This is a genomic window from Enterobacter sp. RHBSTW-00175 (genome assembly GCF_013927005.1).
Lineage (GTDB): Bacteria > Pseudomonadota > Gammaproteobacteria > Enterobacterales > Enterobacteriaceae > Enterobacter.
This window is the reverse complement of the sequence record NZ_CP055930.1, coordinates 3,921,943-3,939,747: the sequence shown is the minus strand read 5'-3', so window position 1 is coordinate 3,939,747 and position 17,805 is coordinate 3,921,943. Positions and strand designations below refer to the sequence as shown.

The window sequence follows — 17,805 nt, the reverse complement described above, 5'->3', positions numbered from 1 at the left end:
ACTTTTATTTTCCACCTGCCGGAAATTTCTTGTACAGAGTGCAAACTGCAACATCATAGATGATCGCAACCTGCTTCCTGTCTATACCATTTGCTATGAGCCTTCCAGCCTGAGCCCACTGTTCCGATGATAGCTTAGAACGCCTTCCCCCTATCCTTCCCTGCGCCCTCGCAACTGCCAGACCTGCACGGGTACGCTCCACGATCAGTTCTCTTTCCATTTCAGCTAGGGCTGACATGATATGAAATATGAAACGCCCCATTGGGCTTGAAGTATCAATGCTGTCAGTGAGGCTCTTGAAGTGGATCCCACGCAGGCGCAGTTCATCCACCAGCAATACCAGATTGCGCATACTGCGGCCGAGACGGTCGAGTTTCCAGACCACCAGCGTGTCCCCCTCATTAAGAGCTTTGAGGAGCTTTCTCAGTGCTGGTCTGTTCGCCACTGTGCCGCTCATTTTTTCTTTGAAAATCTGTTCACATCCTGCGCGTTCAAGTGCCTGCCGCTGAAGATCCGTGTTCTGGTCATTTGTTGACACCCTGACATATCCTATTTGCATGTTTCCAGTAACCTTTTTATTCAAACAATCCCGGTGACGTTATCGGAAGCAAATTCAAAAGGCATTATCAAAAACGTTGGTTTAGGAAGTGCTGATTCACCGACCTTTTCCTCCATCGAATTATCGGCCGCATCGCCATACCTCGATTTTCATTACGGCTCTACCAGTAACGATTATTCTGCGCGACTATGGGCCTCAGGAGCCACAAGCCTGGAACTGAAAGGTGGTACAGGTGGTGGAACGGGCATACTTCAGGTTGAAGGCGGTTATCAGTGTCGTTCCGGGACAAAAGGCAGTTACAGCGCGAGCGCGTTTAACATGCTCTGGACCAGTGGGGCTATGCGTCTTTATGTCGACACCAGTGACGTTGGTGCGATCACCGTTACTTCATCGGACCGGGAGCTGAAAGAGAATATCGTCTATCAGACCGACCGGGAAAAGGCAGCAGATGAAGTGAGCAGATGGCAGGTTGCTCTCTTCGATATGAAAGCCAGGGGCGTTCTCGATAAGAAACTGGGGCAGCTCGGCTTCATCGCTAACGACATGAAGGAGGTCTCCCCAGAGGTTGTGAAAGGTACTGGCCTGCCTGCCGGGGTTGACCTCGAAAGCGATGATCTCTCAGGCATGTACTATCTTGACCCAATGGCTGCTATCGCAAAACTGACACTGACTATCCAGCATATGCAGGGGGAACTGGTAGCGTTGAAACAGCTGCTTAATACACAAAAACCATAAAAGTGCTCACCAGGCAGATCGCTCTGCCTGGTGTTTGAGACATTAATCCCCCGATGCATCCTGTACGGCAGCATTCACTTTCATTTTCCAGATGCTGTCTTCAGGCATATCAAGGCGCACATCGATCCAGCTGTTCAGCGGAACGTCGATTGGAGCCCCCTTCGTTTTCACCATTTCCCCATCGTCACTTAAGATATATTTACGTTTAAACAGGCGGATTATCAGCTCCCCGCTATCGCCTTGCTCAGCCTCTACAATACCGAGTTCACCCATTCCGCCCGGGTCCATAGGCGGCAAGAGCTGCCAGCCAGAAGATGCCAGACCGGCAGAGCCAGTCAGCGTATAAACACCGACATCGATGCGGCTTACGTGAATACCCTCAGCCTCCTCGTTCGCCGTGGCGCAACCACACCAGGAGAAGCCGTCTTCGGCAATATCAGTACGCTGATTTTCTTCCTGTGACTTCACGATACGGGCTACCGGTGATGCGGCCTTGAGCGTGCCGTCACTGGCCTTTGTGGTATTACCCGTTGTATACGCTTCATGGTAGGTCCAGGATGCTCCGTTGCTGTAACTGAAGAACGTTCTTCGGTTGATATAAGACTGCAATATCCTTGTTGCCCGAAGCCCTCGCTGAATAATGAGATAGGTAAAATCTGCGGTGAGGCCGATCTGCGGCATGTAGCCACTAACAATGTTATAGAGTCCACTTGGTCTTGAATGACTTGCTGTGTCATCAATGGGATAAGCAAGGCTATCACCTCCCAACCCGAATGCACCATTCAACATAGCCCTTCCGGTCGTGCTGTCTGATGCACTTGTCTGGACATCAGCAGTTGCAGCACTTCCTAAACCAAGGTTTGTGCGAGCATCTGCGGCGGTTTTCGCACCAGTACCACCCTGGCCAACGCTGAGCGCGGTAGTCAGCCCGGAAAGGCTGGTGATGTCGCTGTTTGCCCCTTTCTTCGCCAGTGATTTCTGACCCGGTACCGTGACGGACACGCCGTTAATCGTGATGGTGACGTCTGTAGTACCGTTCATCACATCAGCGAAGCCGCTCATGTAACGCTGGTACATCGTGAACGTTTCAGCAATGTCCTGCGCCAGGCCATCCACACTCAGACTGTCGCTCAGCAAGATTGAATACTTCGTTCCCGCAGGGATGGCAGGACTTGCCGCAGGTGTCACGGTGAGACTGGTTGCCCCGCCTATAGCAGTAATCTGGAATACCTGAGCGGGACTGGTCAGCGCGATGACTGTGCATCCATTGCGGATAAGTGAGCCCGCAGCATTAAAGGCTGTACCCGTTCCGGTAAGCGTATTGCCGCTGACTGCAATCGTGCCTGTTGTGTAAATCATATTTTCTCCACGCAATAAAAAACCCGCCGAAGCGGGTTATAAGTCAGGTTGAATATCAGGAAGGTCAGGCAAATGAGCCGGTACCGCGAGTAATAGTTAAAGTCGGGGATGATATGGTCTTACTTGCCGTTCCTGTTCCGGTAACCGTTATGGTCCCGGTTACAGTGGCTGAGGTAATCCCCCTCACTGCATGTCTTACGGTCATCCAGAGCCCGCCTGTCCCGGCAGGCACATTGATTGTGCCCAAATCGCGCGTGTTGCCGTTGATGCTGAGAGTGATGGAGACCGTTGTAGTGCCAGACAAAGAAGAAACAAAAATCAGCGACTCAAGAAGTGCTGATTTACTGAGTGCTGATGATGAGGAATCAGTAAACGTGATTGTTCGTGTCGCAACCCCGCCGCCGGAAATATTAGCGTCACTGCCAATCCCCACGTTGGCAATATCACCGACAAAAGTGGTCGCCTCTACCGTGCCTTTAAAGCTGCCACCGCTGGCGTATACCGCGCCCCGGATCGTGACGTTATTCAGCTCGGCATTACCGCTTTTCGGCAGATTCCATCCAGCCCCATTCGAACCAGTAACGAAGTTATCCGATTTAAGTGAATCGGTGATTTTCCCGAACTGAATACTGGCATCGCGGAAAAATGCATCGTTAAAGAAAGCCTGTCCATTCTGGATAACAAACGGCAGAGTCACGGTTCCGCCCGCCTGGGTCATCACCGCGAAGCGGTCAGCCAGGAAGAGCACCTGCGTCTGCATTCCCGATGGCGTGTTCTGAACACCAATCCCCATCCCTGCCGCGTACTGGTTACCATTAGAATCAACAGCGACCTTGATGCTGTACATCGCATTCAGGTTGTTATTGATATCTGCCGACACCTGCGCGTTCTGGACAATAGCGGCAGTCTGGCCGTTTACCGTGACCTTAAGCGAGTTGATCTGTGTGGCTGATGCCTGAGAGAAGTCCGCCATGGTTTTGGCGAAATCCGTCACGTTCGCAGTGTTCCCGCCAGCACTTGAGTCCAGCGTTTTCAGCGATTCGGCAACGGCCTTACTGGCATCAGCCATGACATTATCAACCCGCTGAATACCAGCCTTATTATCACCGTACTGCACGCTGAGGGTCATTCGCTGATTCACCTGAGCAAGCGTACTGGTGATAAGCGCTATCGCGTTGTTCTGGATGCCACCATTTGCCGTATCGGTTCTGGCTCCCAGCTCATCCAGGCGGGATGCCATAGACGAAGTGGTGTCCGTTACAACCTGCTGCAAACTGGTGATATCAGCGCTGTTCTGCGAGCTGGCCTGCCCCGCAGCATCCGCTTTGTCAGAAATCACCTGGGTGGCGGCGGTGAGCTGGTCAACTGCTGTGGCTCTGGCCTGCGTTTCGTCCGACAGCGCCTGCCTGACCTCCGTAATGCCTGCCGCATTGTCTGCCGTTTCCGCTTCCAGCCGGGTGACGTCAGTAACGCGCGCTTCAGTTTCCGTGGCAATCACTTCCCGGAGTTGCTCAAAGGTCGCCGTGTTGGCCCCCTGCTGCGCCGACTGACGGACGACGACATCAGCAATGGCCAGCGCGTTGCCGATAATGGCTTCCGCAGTCTGCTTGTTCGAGCCTACCGCAGCTGCCAGACCATCAGCGTTCTCCTTAATCGCATCAGTCAGTTCTGCCACTTTGTCGCTGTTGGCCACGGCATCCTCGATCAGGTCCTTAAAGCTTTCAGAACCTTTGATGTTCTCCAGAATTGCATCAGTGATATCCGATACATCGACGCTGGCCTGGCCACGAACAAATTCGGTATACCCGGATTCGTTGCCGGTTCGGTCCACCAGCTGCGCGCGGAACCAGAAAACCTGCCCCGTCTTAAGTCCCATCTGCTGATATTTGCGCTGCGGGTAAGGGACATCAGCAAGCAGGATTGCATCATCATCGATCCCGGTCAGGCTGTACTGAATTTCCGTTTTCAGGGTATCGCCGGTGTTAGCCGGGAATCCCCAGTTCAGCTCGATACCAAACACAACGTTTTCTGATGCAGTAAAGCCAACCGGTTTTGGTGGATTACCCACTTTACCTGTCAGCGTTTTCTCTTCTGAATAGCCCCACCCTGAGGAAATCTCAGAGGCGTTAATGGCGCGGACGCGCACCAGGTAGCGCCCGGCATAAATCCCCGGAACGTCGAATGACGTGGTGGAGCTGCGCGGCACGTTAACCCAGTTCCCGTCGTTGCGGCGCCATTGCGCTTCATAGGCGATAGCGTTCTGCGCCTGGTCCCAGCTCACGCGCATCGTTTCGACGCTGATATTTTGCTGAACCACGGAAAACGAGCTGATCACGATGTTCGCAGGCGGCGACTGGTTGCCCGGCGGGATCACGCTCACCGGCCGCTGGTCAATGATGGCTCCGGTATCGATACGGGCATATTTATCCGGGTCGTGCCATGCGCCGGTAATCGAGAAAGTACCATCATCGTTATCGGAAACGCTGACAACTCGATACTGCTGTGCGTAGAGCTCGTCAGATTCAACCACCCAAACAGCTTCGGCCTGTGGCGTCTCACTGTATGCCGTGGTGACTGTGACTGATTCCCCGTTCACGGCCTGAATGGTCCTGCTCTGCGACGCTCCGGAAGGCAGGTTGAGAATAAGGCGATCACCTGCTGCTGCATCTGCCACGCGGTCAAGTTTGATAACGCGACCGTTAACAGCGCTGATACGTCCGCCCATAACCTTTCCGGAAAGCAGCTCGTCTGCCACGGCGATGATGTAGCCTGGCTGCGGAATGTTTCCGTCCAGCCCGACATCAAACGAAACAACGCGATCCTTGTTGTTGGTGAGAATACCCCAGCGCCCCTTTCGGTTCGCTTCTGACTGCCTGGTGCAGCCGATGGCTGTCATTTCTAGCTGATTGAAGCCGTACCGCGCCACCAGCGCCTGCTCGAATACGGGTTCCATCGCGTCAGCGTAGGCGTTACCGGGATCGGACCATGAAACCAGCGCTGTAGTGTAGCGGGTTTTCGTGGTGCTGCTTGAATAGGTGAAGCGACCGCCAACAACGTTAGCGCGCGTATAGCTGTAATCCACATCACGGGGCATATCGGCCAGAGCAACGATCTGATCGCCTCCCCAGTACGTCATGCCACGGAATATGGCCGCAAAATCACGCAGGACTGTATAAGCGTCGTTTCGGTCCTGGATGTATACATTGCAGGTATAACGTGGTTCGGTACCGTTGCCCCCTTTGCCGTCTGGTACCATCTGATCACAATACTGGGCAACCTGATAAAGCGCCCATTTATCAATATTCGCAGCGGTCAAACGGTGCCCGAGGCCGAACCGGTCAGAAACAACCAGATCGTAAAAAATCCACGCAGGGTTATCCGTCCATGCCCACTTAAACGCACCGGTCCATGTACCGCTATAAGTGCGGGTTTCAGGGTCGTAGGTATCAGGAACGCGGATAACACGGCCGCGGGGCTCGCAGGAGATCTGCGGGATAGAGCCGTTAAACTGGCTTGAATCGAATTCGATGTAGAGTAACGCTGTGTTTGGATATCGTAACTTGGCGTCAATAACCTCAGTGAAGCTCTGCAGCGTCATCGTGTCGCCGATCTTCGCGCTGTTGGCGTCAGAGGTAATCTTACGCAGGCGGATTGTCCAGGTGCTGCCAGCTTGCGGTAAATCGATACGGTGGCTGCGCTCATAACCAGACGTCGTTTTGCCGGTCACGCTGGTATTGAGTACCGTCTGCCATGTGCCGCCGTCCGTCTGCAGGTCAATCGCATAATTGACCGAGTAACCCACCAGATCGCCGTCGTCTTCCTGTTTGAAAAGCGAGGGCCATTTCAGACGCAGGCGAACTGCTGAAAGCTGCGTATTGGTAAACGTGCGCGTCCAGGCTGTAGCGCTTGATACCTCAGTTCCCACGCTGATTTCGTTTTCGGTACCGGGAATACCCTGAATATATTTTTGCGCCTGCGTTCCCGCGCGAAACTCCCACGTTACCCCGCTGAAGTTTTGGGAACCGTCGGCATTCTCCAGCGCCGTTCCGTCCAGGTAGATATCTTTGCCGGTTAGCTGCCCTGCAAACTCCCCTTCCCCAAGCGCAACGAGGATTTTTGCCTTCGCTACAGATTGCAGATCATCAGGCTGTTCGGTAGGGGTTCGGGAACTTGAGCTGCCGCCCTTGCGGCCCTTCAACACTTTATCTGTAGCCATATCGCGCCCATAAAAAAAGCCACCCGAATGAAGTGAACCCCGAAAGTTGGACATCCAACGATTAGGGGTTTTGCGTTTCAATGGGCAGAAAAAAATACTCACCTGAATTCAAGCAGCAAGTCGTACTCCACTATCTGTTCAGCAGTGATGGTGCAAAGAAAACAGCGCGGTTGTTCGGCGTTGATCACGGAGCGGTCAGACGCTGGACTGAGCACTGGAAAGTGAATGGGATGGACAGTTTTACCATTCCTACCAGGGCTTACTCTGCCGAGTTTAAAGAGTCTGTCGTGCTCTGGATGCAGCAACACAACAAATCATCCCGGAAAGCTGCGGCGGAGTTTCGTATTGCAGCCGCTTGTACTGTCAGCAAATGGGAGCGTCTTTACCGTACTGGCGGTATCATTGCCCTACAGGATAAACCCAGAGGACGCCAGATGAAGTCAGGGAAGAACGAAACTTCAGATAAAGAACTTAATAATCCCCGTCCAGCGTTCCAGAACGCTGAGGAAGAACTTGAATACCTGCGTGTTGAGAATGCCTACCTAAAAAAGCTTCAGGCCTTGATTCGGGAAAAGCAGAAGACAAAGCAAAAATAATTACCGAATTGAGGCGAAACCATAACCTGAGAATGCTGCTTCATATAGCAGGATTACCTCGCAGCACGTACTACTGGCATGTCAAAGCAGATAGCCGTGGAGAGCGCTATGAGGGCGAACAGCAAAGAATAGCCGCACTGTTCCACTATCATAAAGGACGATATGGTTACCGGCGCATTACCCTGGCGTTGCGTAATGAAGGCTATGGCATTAATCATAAAACAGTACGGAAACTGATGCGCAAGATGGGGCTGGCCTCATGCCTGAGAAGCAAAAAGTATCAGTCATACAAAGGCACCTACGGTAAAGTAGCGCCAAATACCCTTGCACGTGATTTTAAGGCCAGCAGTCCAAACCAGAAATGGGTCACGGATGTGACAGAGTTCAACGTAAAAGGGACAAAGCTGTATCTGTCACCAGTGCTTGATCTGTATAACAGCGAGATAATAGCCTGGAATATGACGACGCATCCGGGAATGAATCTGGTCGAAAACATGCTCAGCAAAGCCGTCAAGAGGCTGAAACCGGGTGACAGACCGGTACTGCACTCTGATCAGGGTTGGCAGTATCAGATGGCACGGTATCAGGAGAAACTTAAAGCTAAAGGCATAGAACAAAGCATGTCGCGCAAAGGGAACTGTCTGGACAATGCAGTGATAGAAAATTTTTTTGGTCTGCTGAAAACAGAATGTTGGTACCACGAAGAGTTTGAAAATACAGACCATCTACGAAAAACGGTGGAAGAGTATATCCACTACTACAACAACGAACGAATCAAGCTAAAACTAAACGGCCTGAGTCCGGTACAATACCGAACCCAGGCCATGTCAGCCGCCAGTTAAGAACGTGTCCAATATATGGGGTTCACTTCACGAAGGTGGCTTGTAAAAAGGTTTGTTATCTACTGCTGATCTTCGACATAAATCCCGGCGGAAATAATCGCTCCGCCGATTCGCCGGCGGCCGTAAAGGAGCGGAACCGGGTAACCCTGTGCGGCGGTATTTGTCACCCCGCCAAACGCATACGATGCACGATTATCTGCGCTTTGTTTACTGGCTATGCCTGATGGCTGCGGTGAAAGCAGCTGAATAACCCCACCGAGGACCAACGAGGCACCAGTGGCAGCAGCAAACCCCGTCAATCCACCAGCAGCGAAAGCAGCGCCAATACCGCCGGGGCCAGTCAACACAGCAGCAGTAATAAGCACGGCCCCCAAGATCGTCTGCAAAAGACCAGCTTTTTTACTTCCAATTACTACAGGGACAATCCGGATCACTTCACCAGAAACGGGAAAGCCTAAATCATCCAGACCTATATTTTTCTTACCCTTAAAAACAGCATATGTTAATCCCCTCCGCTGGCTGGAGATCATGAACTTCTCAAAACCGTCAAGTGTTGCTGCCAAACTGCGAGTAGCCTCGCTGGTCTTACTTATAAGCCGATAGTGCATTTTCCCAAATGTTTTACCCAGAATGCCTCCGAGTTCAATTTGAGTCATATTTTCTGTCATATGAACCTCGAAAATTGACTAATTAGAGCAAAATAAATTAGTCACAGACTGTATCCCCTCCATATATACTGACAGTGCTATGACAAGCATCACCGTTAGAATCTATTGTGTGAGCCTCTATGCTGCCATCAGGGTTAACTATACTATATGAATCAAACCCATGCTTTTTGGCATAAGCTTTATGAGCTTCATATTGATTTCTTTTAGACTCTTCAAGCTTACGATATGCATCAGTAAGATTTTTGTCGTAGAGCGCTTTAGCTTCAGAGTTTCCCCCGTTAGCGGCGGCCTTGAGATCACACTGGAAAGGTATGTAATCAAACAAATATACGTCGGAAGGGTTGTTTCTTAAAAGCATCAAATTACTTTCATGAAGTGCTTTCACATAATATGATCTTTTACTGCAAAGAATATCAGCCCTATTTTGCGCAGCATTTAAATTTTTAGTGCTGAATATTTTAACCAGTCCACTTTCATGATCAATTTCATCTGCTGGTCGCGCTCTTTCAGTGCAGCCAAACAAAAATGTGACAAACGCTAAAATTAAAATATTCCTCATTACATCATCCCCTTGTTTAAATTAACAAGAGGTTAGCACAGGTCCTTATATCGTAGAACCTTCATCGTCCTTTCCTGCCAGTAGCCACCATACGGCACGCGCTGGCTCAGATGTCCGTACAGGTGGTGCAGCAGCATATTTCCCTCCAGCAGAATTCCCGCGTGATTCCACTTATCGGCCTGGACCTGCATGATCACCATATCGCCGGGTTTCGGTGGCCCGTCGAATTCACGGAATCCGCACTCATACCAGCAATCCTGATAGAAGTTGTCCGGATATTCGTTTTCCCACCATGGATAATCCACACGGTAATCGTGGAGCTCGATACCATGCGTTTGCCGGAAATAGCTCATTACCAATCCCCAGCAGTCGAAGTGTCCAAGCACAAACGGACGCTCCAGCAGCGGCAGTTCTCCGCGCGGCTGGATGGTGCGTAAATCCCCCTCCGGCCAGCTCACAATATGCCAGGGTAAAAGCGTTGCGTCGCATTGCGCTTTATCCAGTTCGCTCGGTTGCGTTGTGGCGTCAGGGTGACTGTGAACGATGGCGATCACCGTTCCCCAGTCCTCAGCAGCTGCGTAGTCTTCGGGGCAAAGGACAAAATTGTCCTCCGGCGCCGCGGCAAGATTCCGGCACGGGAAATAACGTTCAACGCGGCTTTTCTGCGCCACCACGCCGCAACACTCATGAGGATATTCAGCTGCAGCATGCGCCATAATCGCATCGATGGTTTTCTGACGCATATCAACTCCTGATCAAAGACGTGCCCGGGAAGCCACCAAACGAGAGTTCGTTATTTTCGCCGAATCGGAGTTTGCAGGCCGTCAGCGTGCCGTTGCATTCATCCAGCGACGGATCGCTTACCGGGTTGTTGTTTTTGTCGAAATAGCGGGTGCCGGCATAGTCGCAGCCGTCGCCGGTACGATATTTATTCCGGATGCACCAGGTACACAGGGAATGAAGCTGTCGCGTCGGGATCATTTGCCCCTGCAGATCCATCGGGCTGGACAGAACAAATTCAACGGTTTCACCGGCAAGCTCGCCCGTTTTCCCGTCGATATACCATACCTGCAGCTTTTCCTGAGTCGGGTCTGCTGTGGGGTTGCCGTCTGCGAAATTTCTGGCATCGAGATATTTCTCTTTTGTGTCGTGAATAGTGACTTTCGCCTGCAGCAGATCGTCATACGCAAGACACAGGGCTGAAATGGAGCTTTCGATGTTCGCAACCGTCAGGGATGGCGTTGCATTGCTCCCACTGGTTGATTTCTCCAGACCTTCCAGTTGATATGGCCAGGCGGCATATTCATTTCCCTGCCACCAGATTGGTTTCGCCGGAAGCTTGGACTCATCCCCACCAGCGGCGATGATTTCCGCTTCTGTGTGGGGAATGCTGTAATTGTGAAAGCGGAGAACGTCCGTTAGCCCAAAGGAAGAACCGTCCACCTCAATCAGACGAACATCGTTTCCGGATTCCAGCTTCTGATAATCTGCGTTTAAGCTCATGGTTTAAATGCCTGGATGAATGTTGCTTCAAGGTTGAATTTCCCCGCGCCAAGCCCGGTGGGTTTATACGTTTCGCAACGATACAAACCCAAAGGTTCGAGCGGTGGCTTCCATTGAAAGGCTTTCGTTCCTTCATGCCTGTCGAGAAAAGATTTAATGGCAGAAATGTAGGTTTCGTTGCCAGTGAAGTTGAGCGTCCATTGCTGGGTTCTGGTGTTCAATCCATCCCCTGAAACCTGCTCATATCCATCGCCAAACTGGGCTTTTCTGACGCGAAAACTTGTATCAGCCTCCGCGTTAATCCGTGGGCACCAGGTGAAAGTTTCGATAGTCATCAGCGCCCCCCTTTTGCCATATTCCAGATAGCGCCTCCTGGCGCTAAATCTCTCATTATCAGTTCCCTGTAACGCTTATCTGTAAAAGCACCAACTTCCCGCGCAAATTGCTCATAGCCAGTTGTCGCCTGCGTTTGAGTGTTTCCGTTGCCATCAATCGTGATGTAAACCTGTGGCGCAGAAGATACAGCCTGACCGCCGCCACCTCCGACAGCACGAACGCCGAGAGAACCATCCGGCGCGCGGGTAAGCGGCATGATCGCCTCCGGCCCAGCCTCGCCCATGATTCCGGCCCCGCCTTTTGCGAAAGCGAACATGGTGGGGTTTCTGACGATCCCATTACTGAAAGCGCTCAGAGAGGGGGAGTCATAAACGCCGCCTTTGGCGTTAAACTGGAAGTTCGATCCGTAACTGGAAACCGCCGTACCGGTGCTGGCTGATGCTCCCGCCCCGCCCCCGAAGAAGCTGCCTACACTGCCGATGAGTGAGCCAAAGATGCCAGAACCGGAAGAGGCCCCACCCATCGCGCTAACCACCGCCATCTGCAGAGCCACTTTTTCGATGATCTGCAGGACAGAAATCCCCCACGATTTCCAGCTAACTTTATTGCCTTCAAGCATTGAGGTGACGTTACCAAACGCGCTGTCGAGTGTGGTTTTCACCCCGTCAGAGACCGTGCCGGATACGTCACTTATTTCATCAAACCAGTTTGCATAGCCGCGTGATACTCCGGACATCCAATCCGCTTCAGCTGCTGCAATAGCCTTGTATTTCTTATCCAGAGCATCGAGGGCTGCGGCGCGCTGCGCGATGGCCTCGGTACCGCCGTCCGTTTTAGCAAAAACACGGTCGATCTGTTGCGTCTCGTCGAACCGGCTGCGCTGGCGATCGCTCATGCCTGCGGTTTCGGTTGTCAGCGTCGCCTCATCCCTGAATTTTCTGGCCGCTTCAGTTAAATCCTTCAGTGCATCAGCCTGTTCGCGCTGCTTGCGCACGTTCTCGTCTGCTTTTTGCGTCCATTTTGCCAACTCTGCTGATGATGCCTGGATCGCCCTGCGCTGCTCGTCGGTCCATTTAGTGCCTGCCTGGTGCGATGCCGCGTAAAGCTCGGATGCTTTTTCGCCTTCCGTCGCCCTGACGCGTTGCACATCGATAGCCACACTCAGATCGGCCATTTTCCGGGAATACTGTTCGGCGGTGCTGGCCGCTTCACGCTCGGCTTTACTCTGTGCTTTCGAGGCGGCGGTAGAGGTTTTTTTTGTTTGACGATGACTCCAGCCCGGTACTTCGCTGGACTATGCCAAAGCACGATACAGCAGGTTTATCAATAACTTAGGCGCGTCCATCATATGCCGGTGCTTTCCGAAACTTGACCCGGTTTCCATCCGCTTGGCCCCCATGCGGCTCTTGGAAACCGAGGTTTCAGAGGAGTCATCATGGCAAGAATCAAGCTCACCAAGACCGCCGTGGAGTCGGCGCAACCCCAAGCGCAGGCAGTCGAACTGCGGGATACCGTGGTGCCTGGCTTCCTATGCAAGATTACCCCAGCAGGCCGCCGGGTGTTTATGCTTCAGTACCGCACGAACGCTGGCGAGCGCCGCAAGCCTGCCTTGGGCCAGTTTGGCGAACTGACCGTCGAACAGGCCCGCTTCATGGCGCAGGAGTGGCTGGCCGAAGTGCGCAAGGGCGGCGACCCGAGCGCGGCCAAGGCCGCCGCCCGCAAGGCGCCGACCATGAAGGAGTATTGCTCTACCTTCATGGAGGACTATTCCAAGCAGCGCAACAAGCCCAGCACCCAGCGTGGCTACCAGGGCGTTATTGACCGCTGCATAGTCCCCATCATGGGGCGCATGAAGGTACAAGACGTTAGGCGTCCTGACGTGGCCGCGCTGATGAAGAAGCTGGCCTACAAGCCAGCCGAGGCCAATCGCACATTCGGTGTGCTGCGCAAGATGTTCAACATGGCCGAGGTGTGGGGACTGCGTCCTGACGGCACGAACCCGTGCCGCCACGTCCCGATGTACCCGCCGGGCAAGGAGACCCGCCTCATCGTGGATGATGAACTGGTGCGGATCTTTCGCCACCTGGAGCATCTGGAGGCGGAAGGACTGGAGAACTACGTCATTCCGTTGGCGATCCGGTTGCAATTCGAGTTCGCGGCCCGGCGCTCTGAAATCTGCCCGCTGGAATGGGATTGGGTTGATCTGGAGAAGCGCCGGGTTGTCTGGCCCGACAGCAAGACCGGCGGCATTTCCAAGCCCATGAGCGAGGAAGCCTACCGCCTGCTTTCCACGGCACCGCGCCTGGAGGGTTGCCCCTACGTCCTGCCGTCGCCCAACGACCCGGCCAAACACATGACCCACGGCGAACACTATGGCGGTTGGAAGCGCGCGCTCAAGGCGGCCGGTGTGCCGCACGTCGGTACGCATGGCATCCGCCATCGCTCGACAACCGACATTGCCAATTCGGGCGTCCCGACCAAGGTAGGCATGAAGCTGACGGGCCACAAGACCGTGGCGATGTTCATGCACTACGTCCACACCGAGGACAAACCAGTGCGGGAAGCGGCCGAACTGGTGGCGAGCCGGCGACAGGCCATCACGGGCGTGCGGCAACCAACGGAGGCCCTGGCATGAGCAAGCGCAAGGCATCCATCACATCAACCGCAGCGCCAACGGCGCTGCTGGGGGATATTCGGGCACTGATCGAAGCATCGCGCCAGCACGTCGCCTCGACGGTCAATGCGGAGTTGACCATGCTGTTCTGGCGCATCGGCCAACGCATCCATACGGAGGTGCTGGCCGGACAGCGGGCCGGGTACGGCGAAGAAATCCTGCCGACCCTGGCCAAGCAGCTTGCGCGCGACTATGGGCGCGGCTTCGGGGAAAAGAATTTGCGCCGGATGGTCAAGTTCGCCGCCACGTTCCCTGACGAACCAATTGTCGCGACACTGTCGCGACAATTGAGCTGGTCGCATTTCGTCCTGCTGCTGGCACTCAAGGAACCGCTCCAGCGGGACTACTACGCGCAGATGGCCGGTGCCGAACGCTGGAGCGTGCGCACGCTGCGCGAGCGCATCGACTCGATGTTGTACGAGCGCACGGCACTATCCAAGAAGCCGGACGAAACGATTGCGCAGGAGTTGGCGACCCTGCGCGATGCGCAGCGCATGACACCGGCGCTGGTCATGCGCGACCCGTACATCCTCGACTTCCTGGGGCTACGGGATACCTGGCAGGAAGGCGACCTGGAGGCGGCGATCATCCGCGAAATGGAATCCTTCCTACTGGAACTGGGCGCGGGCTTTTCCTTCCTGGCCCGGCAAAAGCGCATCCAGATCGACGACGAGGATTTCCACCTTGATCTGCTGTTCTACAACCGCAAGCTGCGGCGGCTGGTGGCGGTGGAGTTGAAGATCGGCGAGTTCAAGGCGGCCTACAAGGGGCAGATGGAGCTTTACCTTCGCTGGCTCGACAAGCATGAACGGGAGCCGGAAGAAGCCTCGCCTCTGGGGATCATCCTCTGCACTGGCAAGAAGTCCGAGCAGATCGAGTTGCTGGAGTTGGACAAGTCCGGTATTCACGTCGCCGAGTACCTGACTACCTTGCCGCCGCGCGCCGTCTTGGCGCAGCGGCTGCACCAGGCGACGCAGAGGGCGCAGTTGCGGATCGAGCAGCGCCGCTCAGACTCCAAGGAGAGCGAGTCCTAGCCGATCAGTTCGCATGCGTGATGGGATGCCCTTGCGCAACCGCTGGATTCTTCCGGCCCTGACGTCTGACATAGACCACGCCCCAGGCCATGCCAAGCAGCGCAGCTACAAGTGAACCCATCAGCACCCCCAGCTTGGCCGCGCCCAAGAGGGTGTCGTCTGTGAAGGCCAGCATGGCGATGAAGATCGACATGGTGAAGCCGATGCCTGCCAGCAGGCCGATGAGCCAGATGCCACCCCAGGACACGCCGGGCGGCAGGCGGCACCACCCCAATCGCACCATCAGCCAACTCACAGTGACCACGCCCAGCGGCTTGCCGAGCACCAGAGCCAGCATCACGCCCGCCACGACCCACTGCGCCCCGCCGGCGGACAAGTCCATGCCACCGAGGCTGACGCCTGCATTCGCCAGCGCGAATAGAGGCATCACGCCATAGGCCACCCATGGATGCAGCGCGGACTGCACGCGGACCACCGGTGGCAGCAGCTCACGCTGAGCCAGACGAAGTTGTCGTAGCGGCTGCGCCAAATGGTTCGGGTCCGGTCTGGCGTTGGCGTCCGTTCCGGTCAGTTCTGCGGCAATGCGAGAAAGCACGTCCAACGGCCGCTCGCGCATGCGCACGGGCACCACAGGCGTCATTAGGCCAAGCACCACGCCGGCCAAGGTGGGATGGGCACCGGTCATCAGCAGGCCGATCCAGACGATCGCCCCCGGAACCACATAGGCGAAGGCCGAGCCGATTCCCATCTGCTGCAACCCGAGCACCAGCACGAGCCCCGCGCCAGCCACCGCGAACCCGGAGTAGTCAAGCCCGCCCGAGTAGAACAGCGCGATGATGAGCACCGCGATGATGTCGTCGATGATGGCCAGCGCGAGTAGGAAGACCCGCACATTGCCAGGGATCGAGCGCCCCAACAGTGCCAGCACGCCCACTGCGAAGGCGATGTCGGTGGCCGTCGGCACAGCCCAGCCATGCCGGCGCACGGCGTCGCCGTTCAGCGCCAGATAAATCAACGCCGGTACCACGACGCCGCCGAGGGCCGCCGCGATGGGCAGGCTGGCTTGCCGCAGGTTGCTCAGCGCGCCTTCGTGCATCTCTCGCCGGATCTCCATGCCGACAACCAGAAAGAACACGGTCATCAGCGCATCGTTGATCCAGAAATGCAGCGACTGGGAAAACACGAATCCACCGAGCCCGAACGACAGCGGTGTGTGCCAGAGGTGATGGTAGCTGTCGGCCAACGAGGAATTGGCCCAGATCAATGCGATGGCGGCAGCGACCAGCAGCACGATGCCGCTGACGGCTTCGATGTGGAGGAAACGTTCGAGCGTGGCGAAAGCGCGTTCGGTCAAACGCTGCGCCCGCGGCAAATCCTGCCGTGAGGGGTGTTGATTCATGGTCGTGCAAACTCCGCGTGGCGGCCCGACCAGCGCATGAACCTGTCTCGCTGCAACGCGCAGCTAACACCCAGCTTTCATTTTACCTGATGACAGTCGGGAGAGCGACGGCGGCTCCTACGCTTCTACATCGCCATTACCCAACCCGCCAATCCGGCCAGCAGCACAACGAGGACTGGAGAGACATGCCCATAGACCAACAGCCCGAAGGCGGCGAGCGCCAGCCCGAAATCCGCCCGGCCATGAATGGCACTGGTCCACACTGGGTCGTACAGGGCCGAGAGCAGGATGCCGACCACGCCGGCGTTGATGCCCGCCATCGTGGTTTGGATGCCCTCGCGGTGGCGAAGACTCTCCCAGAACGGCAGCGCACCGACGAGCACAAGGAATGCCGGCAGGAAGATGACGCCGAGCAACACCAATCCGCCGCTCCAGCCGCTCAGCGGTCCTTCTGCGATGGCGCCGAGATAGGCCGCGAACGTGAACAGCGGCCCCGGCACAGCCTGAGCAGCACCGTAGCCCGCAAGGAAATCGGCATTGCTCACGGCGCCGCTGGGCACGACGGTTGCTTGCAACAACGGCAGCACAACGTGCCCCCCACCAAAGACGAGAGCGCCGGAACGGTAGACGCCTTCCAGCAGAGCCAGCGTGGACGAGCCGCTGGCCGCCGCCCACAAGGGCAGTGCGATGAGCGGCGCCGCGAACAGCAGCAAGGCCGCGATGCCGAGCTTGCGCGAGACGGGGTAGGCATGGGCCTGGCCGCCAGCGGGTTGCCTGATCTTCAATCCCCATCGACCCACCAAGCCGGTGACAACGATGGCGGCGACTTGGCCTGCGGCCGATGGCAGGAACAAGGTCATCAGTGCTGCCAGGAGCGCCAACGCGGCGCGTGGACGATCCGGGCAGAGCGACCGGGCCATGCCCCACACGGCCTGCGCCACGATGGCCACGGCCACGACCTTGAGCCCATGTACCCAGCCCGATTCAGCCAAGTCCTGGTACTGGGCGATGCCAAAAGCGAACAGGATCAGCGCGATGGCCGACGGCAAGGTGAAGCCCGCCCACGCAGCCAGCAGCCCCGACCAGCCCGCGCGCGCCAGCCCCAGCGCCATGCCGACCTGGCTGCTGGCCGGCCCCGGCAGGAACTGGCACAGCGCGACCAGATCGGAGTAGCTGCGGTCATCCAGCCAACGGCGGCGCTCGACGAACTCCGTGCGGAAATAGCCCAGGTGCGCGATCGGCCCACCGAACGAGGTCAGACCCAGACGCAGGAAGACCAGAAAGACGCGCCCGGCGCTGTCGCGGTTGTCGGAGTCTCGGGCCAG

Annotated in this window: 14 protein-coding genes and 1 pseudogene; 4 read left to right on the top strand and 11 right to left on the bottom strand. The window is 55.7% G+C overall.

Going from position 1 to position 17,805, the window contains the following annotated elements:
* Positions 1-4: 4 nt before the first annotated feature.
* Positions 5-559, bottom strand: coding sequence for a recombinase family protein (locus HV107_RS18755; RefSeq protein WP_182063544.1), 555 nt, complete (start codon positions 557-559; stop codon positions 5-7).
* Positions 560-592: 33 nt separating this feature from the next.
* On the opposite strand from HV107_RS18755, the gene HV107_RS18750 reads away from it, so the two are divergent.
* A complete protein-coding gene (locus HV107_RS18750; protein ID WP_182060322.1) occupies positions 593-1,294 on the top strand; it encodes a tail fiber domain-containing protein in 702 nt (233 codons plus the stop codon).
* A gap of 42 nt (positions 1,295-1,336) precedes the next feature.
* Here the strand turns inward: HV107_RS18750 and HV107_RS18745 are convergent, their stop codons facing one another.
* Positions 1,337-2,653 (bottom strand): phage tail protein, encoded by a 1,317-nt coding sequence (locus HV107_RS18745; RefSeq protein WP_182060321.1) that lies wholly within the window; start codon positions 2,651-2,653, stop codon positions 1,337-1,339.
* Between the two features lie 64 nt (positions 2,654-2,717).
* Positions 2,718-6,869 (bottom strand): phage tail protein, encoded by a 4,152-nt coding sequence (locus HV107_RS18740; RefSeq protein WP_259349638.1) that lies wholly within the window; start codon positions 6,867-6,869, stop codon positions 2,718-2,720.
* Between the two features lie 80 nt (positions 6,870-6,949).
* Between HV107_RS18740 and HV107_RS18735 the strand changes: the two genes are divergently transcribed.
* Positions 6,950-8,307, top strand: a protein-coding gene (locus HV107_RS18735) for an IS3 family transposase (RefSeq protein WP_105318584.1) whose coding sequence is annotated in 2 segments (ribosomal slippage) — positions 6,950-7,412 and positions 7,412-8,307 — 1,359 coding nt in all. Because the reading frame shifts where the segments join, the coding sequence is not laid out codon by codon here.
* Positions 8,308-8,366: 59 nt separating this feature from the next.
* On the opposite strand, the gene HV107_RS18730 is transcribed toward HV107_RS18735, so the two are convergent.
* From HV107_RS18730 to HV107_RS18705, 6 genes and pseudogenes are all read right to left on the bottom strand, one after another.
* Complete coding sequence (locus HV107_RS18730) at positions 8,367-8,975, bottom strand: tail assembly protein (protein ID WP_046887308.1); 609 nt, start codon at positions 8,973-8,975, stop codon at positions 8,367-8,369.
* 37 nt (positions 8,976-9,012) lie between these two features.
* Positions 9,013-9,534, bottom strand: coding sequence for a hypothetical protein (locus HV107_RS18725; protein ID WP_182060320.1), 522 nt, complete (start codon positions 9,532-9,534; stop codon positions 9,013-9,015).
* A 32-nt stretch (positions 9,535-9,566) separates the two neighbouring features.
* Entirely contained in the window at positions 9,567-10,277 is a 711-nt protein-coding gene (locus HV107_RS18720; RefSeq protein ID WP_182060319.1) for a C40 family peptidase, read from the bottom strand.
* 1 nt (position 10,278) lies between these two features.
* Positions 10,279-11,037, bottom strand: coding sequence for a phage minor tail protein L (locus tag HV107_RS18715; protein ID WP_045407314.1), 759 nt, complete (start codon positions 11,035-11,037; stop codon positions 10,279-10,281).
* Entirely contained in the window at positions 11,034-11,372 is a 339-nt protein-coding gene (locus HV107_RS18710; RefSeq protein ID WP_047345257.1) for a phage tail protein, read from the bottom strand. The genes HV107_RS18715 and HV107_RS18710 overlap by 4 nt, the downstream gene beginning before the upstream one ends.
* Positions 11,372-12,637, bottom strand: a pseudogene (locus tag HV107_RS18705) (phage tail tape measure protein); the annotation flags it as partial. The pseudogene HV107_RS18705 and the gene HV107_RS18710, both read right to left, overlap by 1 nt.
* A gap of 171 nt (positions 12,638-12,808) precedes the next feature.
* On the opposite strand from HV107_RS18705, the gene HV107_RS18700 reads away from it, so the two are divergent.
* Both HV107_RS18700 and HV107_RS18695 read left to right on the top strand, forming a co-directional pair.
* The gene (locus HV107_RS18700) at positions 12,809-14,008 is read left to right on the top strand and encodes a site-specific integrase (RefSeq protein WP_182060318.1); all 1,200 of its coding nucleotides are present in this window, start codon (positions 12,809-12,811) and stop codon (positions 14,006-14,008) included.
* Positions 14,005-15,081, top strand: a complete 1,077-nt coding sequence (locus HV107_RS18695) for a YhcG family protein (RefSeq protein ID WP_182060317.1) — start codon at positions 14,005-14,007, stop codon at positions 15,079-15,081. The genes HV107_RS18700 and HV107_RS18695 overlap by 4 nt, the downstream gene beginning before the upstream one ends.
* 4 nt (positions 15,082-15,085) lie before the next feature.
* On the opposite strand, the gene nhaA is transcribed toward HV107_RS18695, so the two are convergent.
* Together nhaA and chrA are read right to left on the bottom strand one after the other, a co-directional pair.
* Complete coding sequence (gene nhaA / locus HV107_RS18690) at positions 15,086-16,480, bottom strand: Na+/H+ antiporter NhaA (protein ID WP_182060316.1); 1,395 nt, start codon at positions 16,478-16,480, stop codon at positions 15,086-15,088.
* 125 nt (positions 16,481-16,605) lie between these two features.
* Positions 16,606-17,805, bottom strand: a complete 1,200-nt coding sequence (gene chrA, locus HV107_RS18685; RefSeq protein ID WP_409050287.1) for a chromate efflux transporter — start codon at positions 17,803-17,805, stop codon at positions 16,606-16,608.

What these genes read in the sequence shown, in the direction of transcription:
- HV107_RS18710 (WP_047345257.1), bottom strand. Translation starts at nt 11,372, where the DNA reads ATGACTATCGAAACTTTCACCTGGTGCCCACGGATTAACGCGGAGGCT.
- HV107_RS18755 (WP_182063544.1), bottom strand. Translation starts at nt 559, where the DNA reads ATGCAAATAGGATATGTCAGGGTGTCAACAAATGACCAGAACACGGAT.
- HV107_RS18695 (WP_182060317.1), top strand. Translation starts at nt 14,005, where the DNA reads ATGAGCAAGCGCAAGGCATCCATCACATCAACCGCAGCGCCAACGGCG.
- HV107_RS18730 (WP_046887308.1), bottom strand. Translation starts at nt 8,975, where the DNA reads ATGACAGAAAATATGACTCAAATTGAACTCGGAGGCATTCTGGGTAAA.
- HV107_RS18700 (WP_182060318.1), top strand. Translation starts at nt 12,809, where the DNA reads ATGGCAAGAATCAAGCTCACCAAGACCGCCGTGGAGTCGGCGCAACCC.
- HV107_RS18740 (WP_259349638.1), bottom strand. Translation starts at nt 6,869, where the DNA reads ATGGCTACAGATAAAGTGTTGAAGGGCCGCAAGGGCGGCAGCTCAAGT.
- nhaA (WP_182060316.1), bottom strand. Translation starts at nt 16,480, where the DNA reads ATGAATCAACACCCCTCACGGCAGGATTTGCCGCGGGCGCAGCGTTTG.
- HV107_RS18725 (WP_182060320.1), bottom strand. Translation starts at nt 9,534, where the DNA reads ATGAGGAATATTTTAATTTTAGCGTTTGTCACATTTTTGTTTGGCTGC.
- HV107_RS18720 (WP_182060319.1), bottom strand. Translation starts at nt 10,277, where the DNA reads ATGCGTCAGAAAACCATCGATGCGATTATGGCGCATGCTGCAGCTGAA.
- HV107_RS18745 (WP_182060321.1), bottom strand. Translation starts at nt 2,653, where the DNA reads ATGATTTACACAACAGGCACGATTGCAGTCAGCGGCAATACGCTTACC.
- HV107_RS18715 (WP_045407314.1), bottom strand. Translation starts at nt 11,037, where the DNA reads ATGAGCTTAAACGCAGATTATCAGAAGCTGGAATCCGGAAACGATGTT.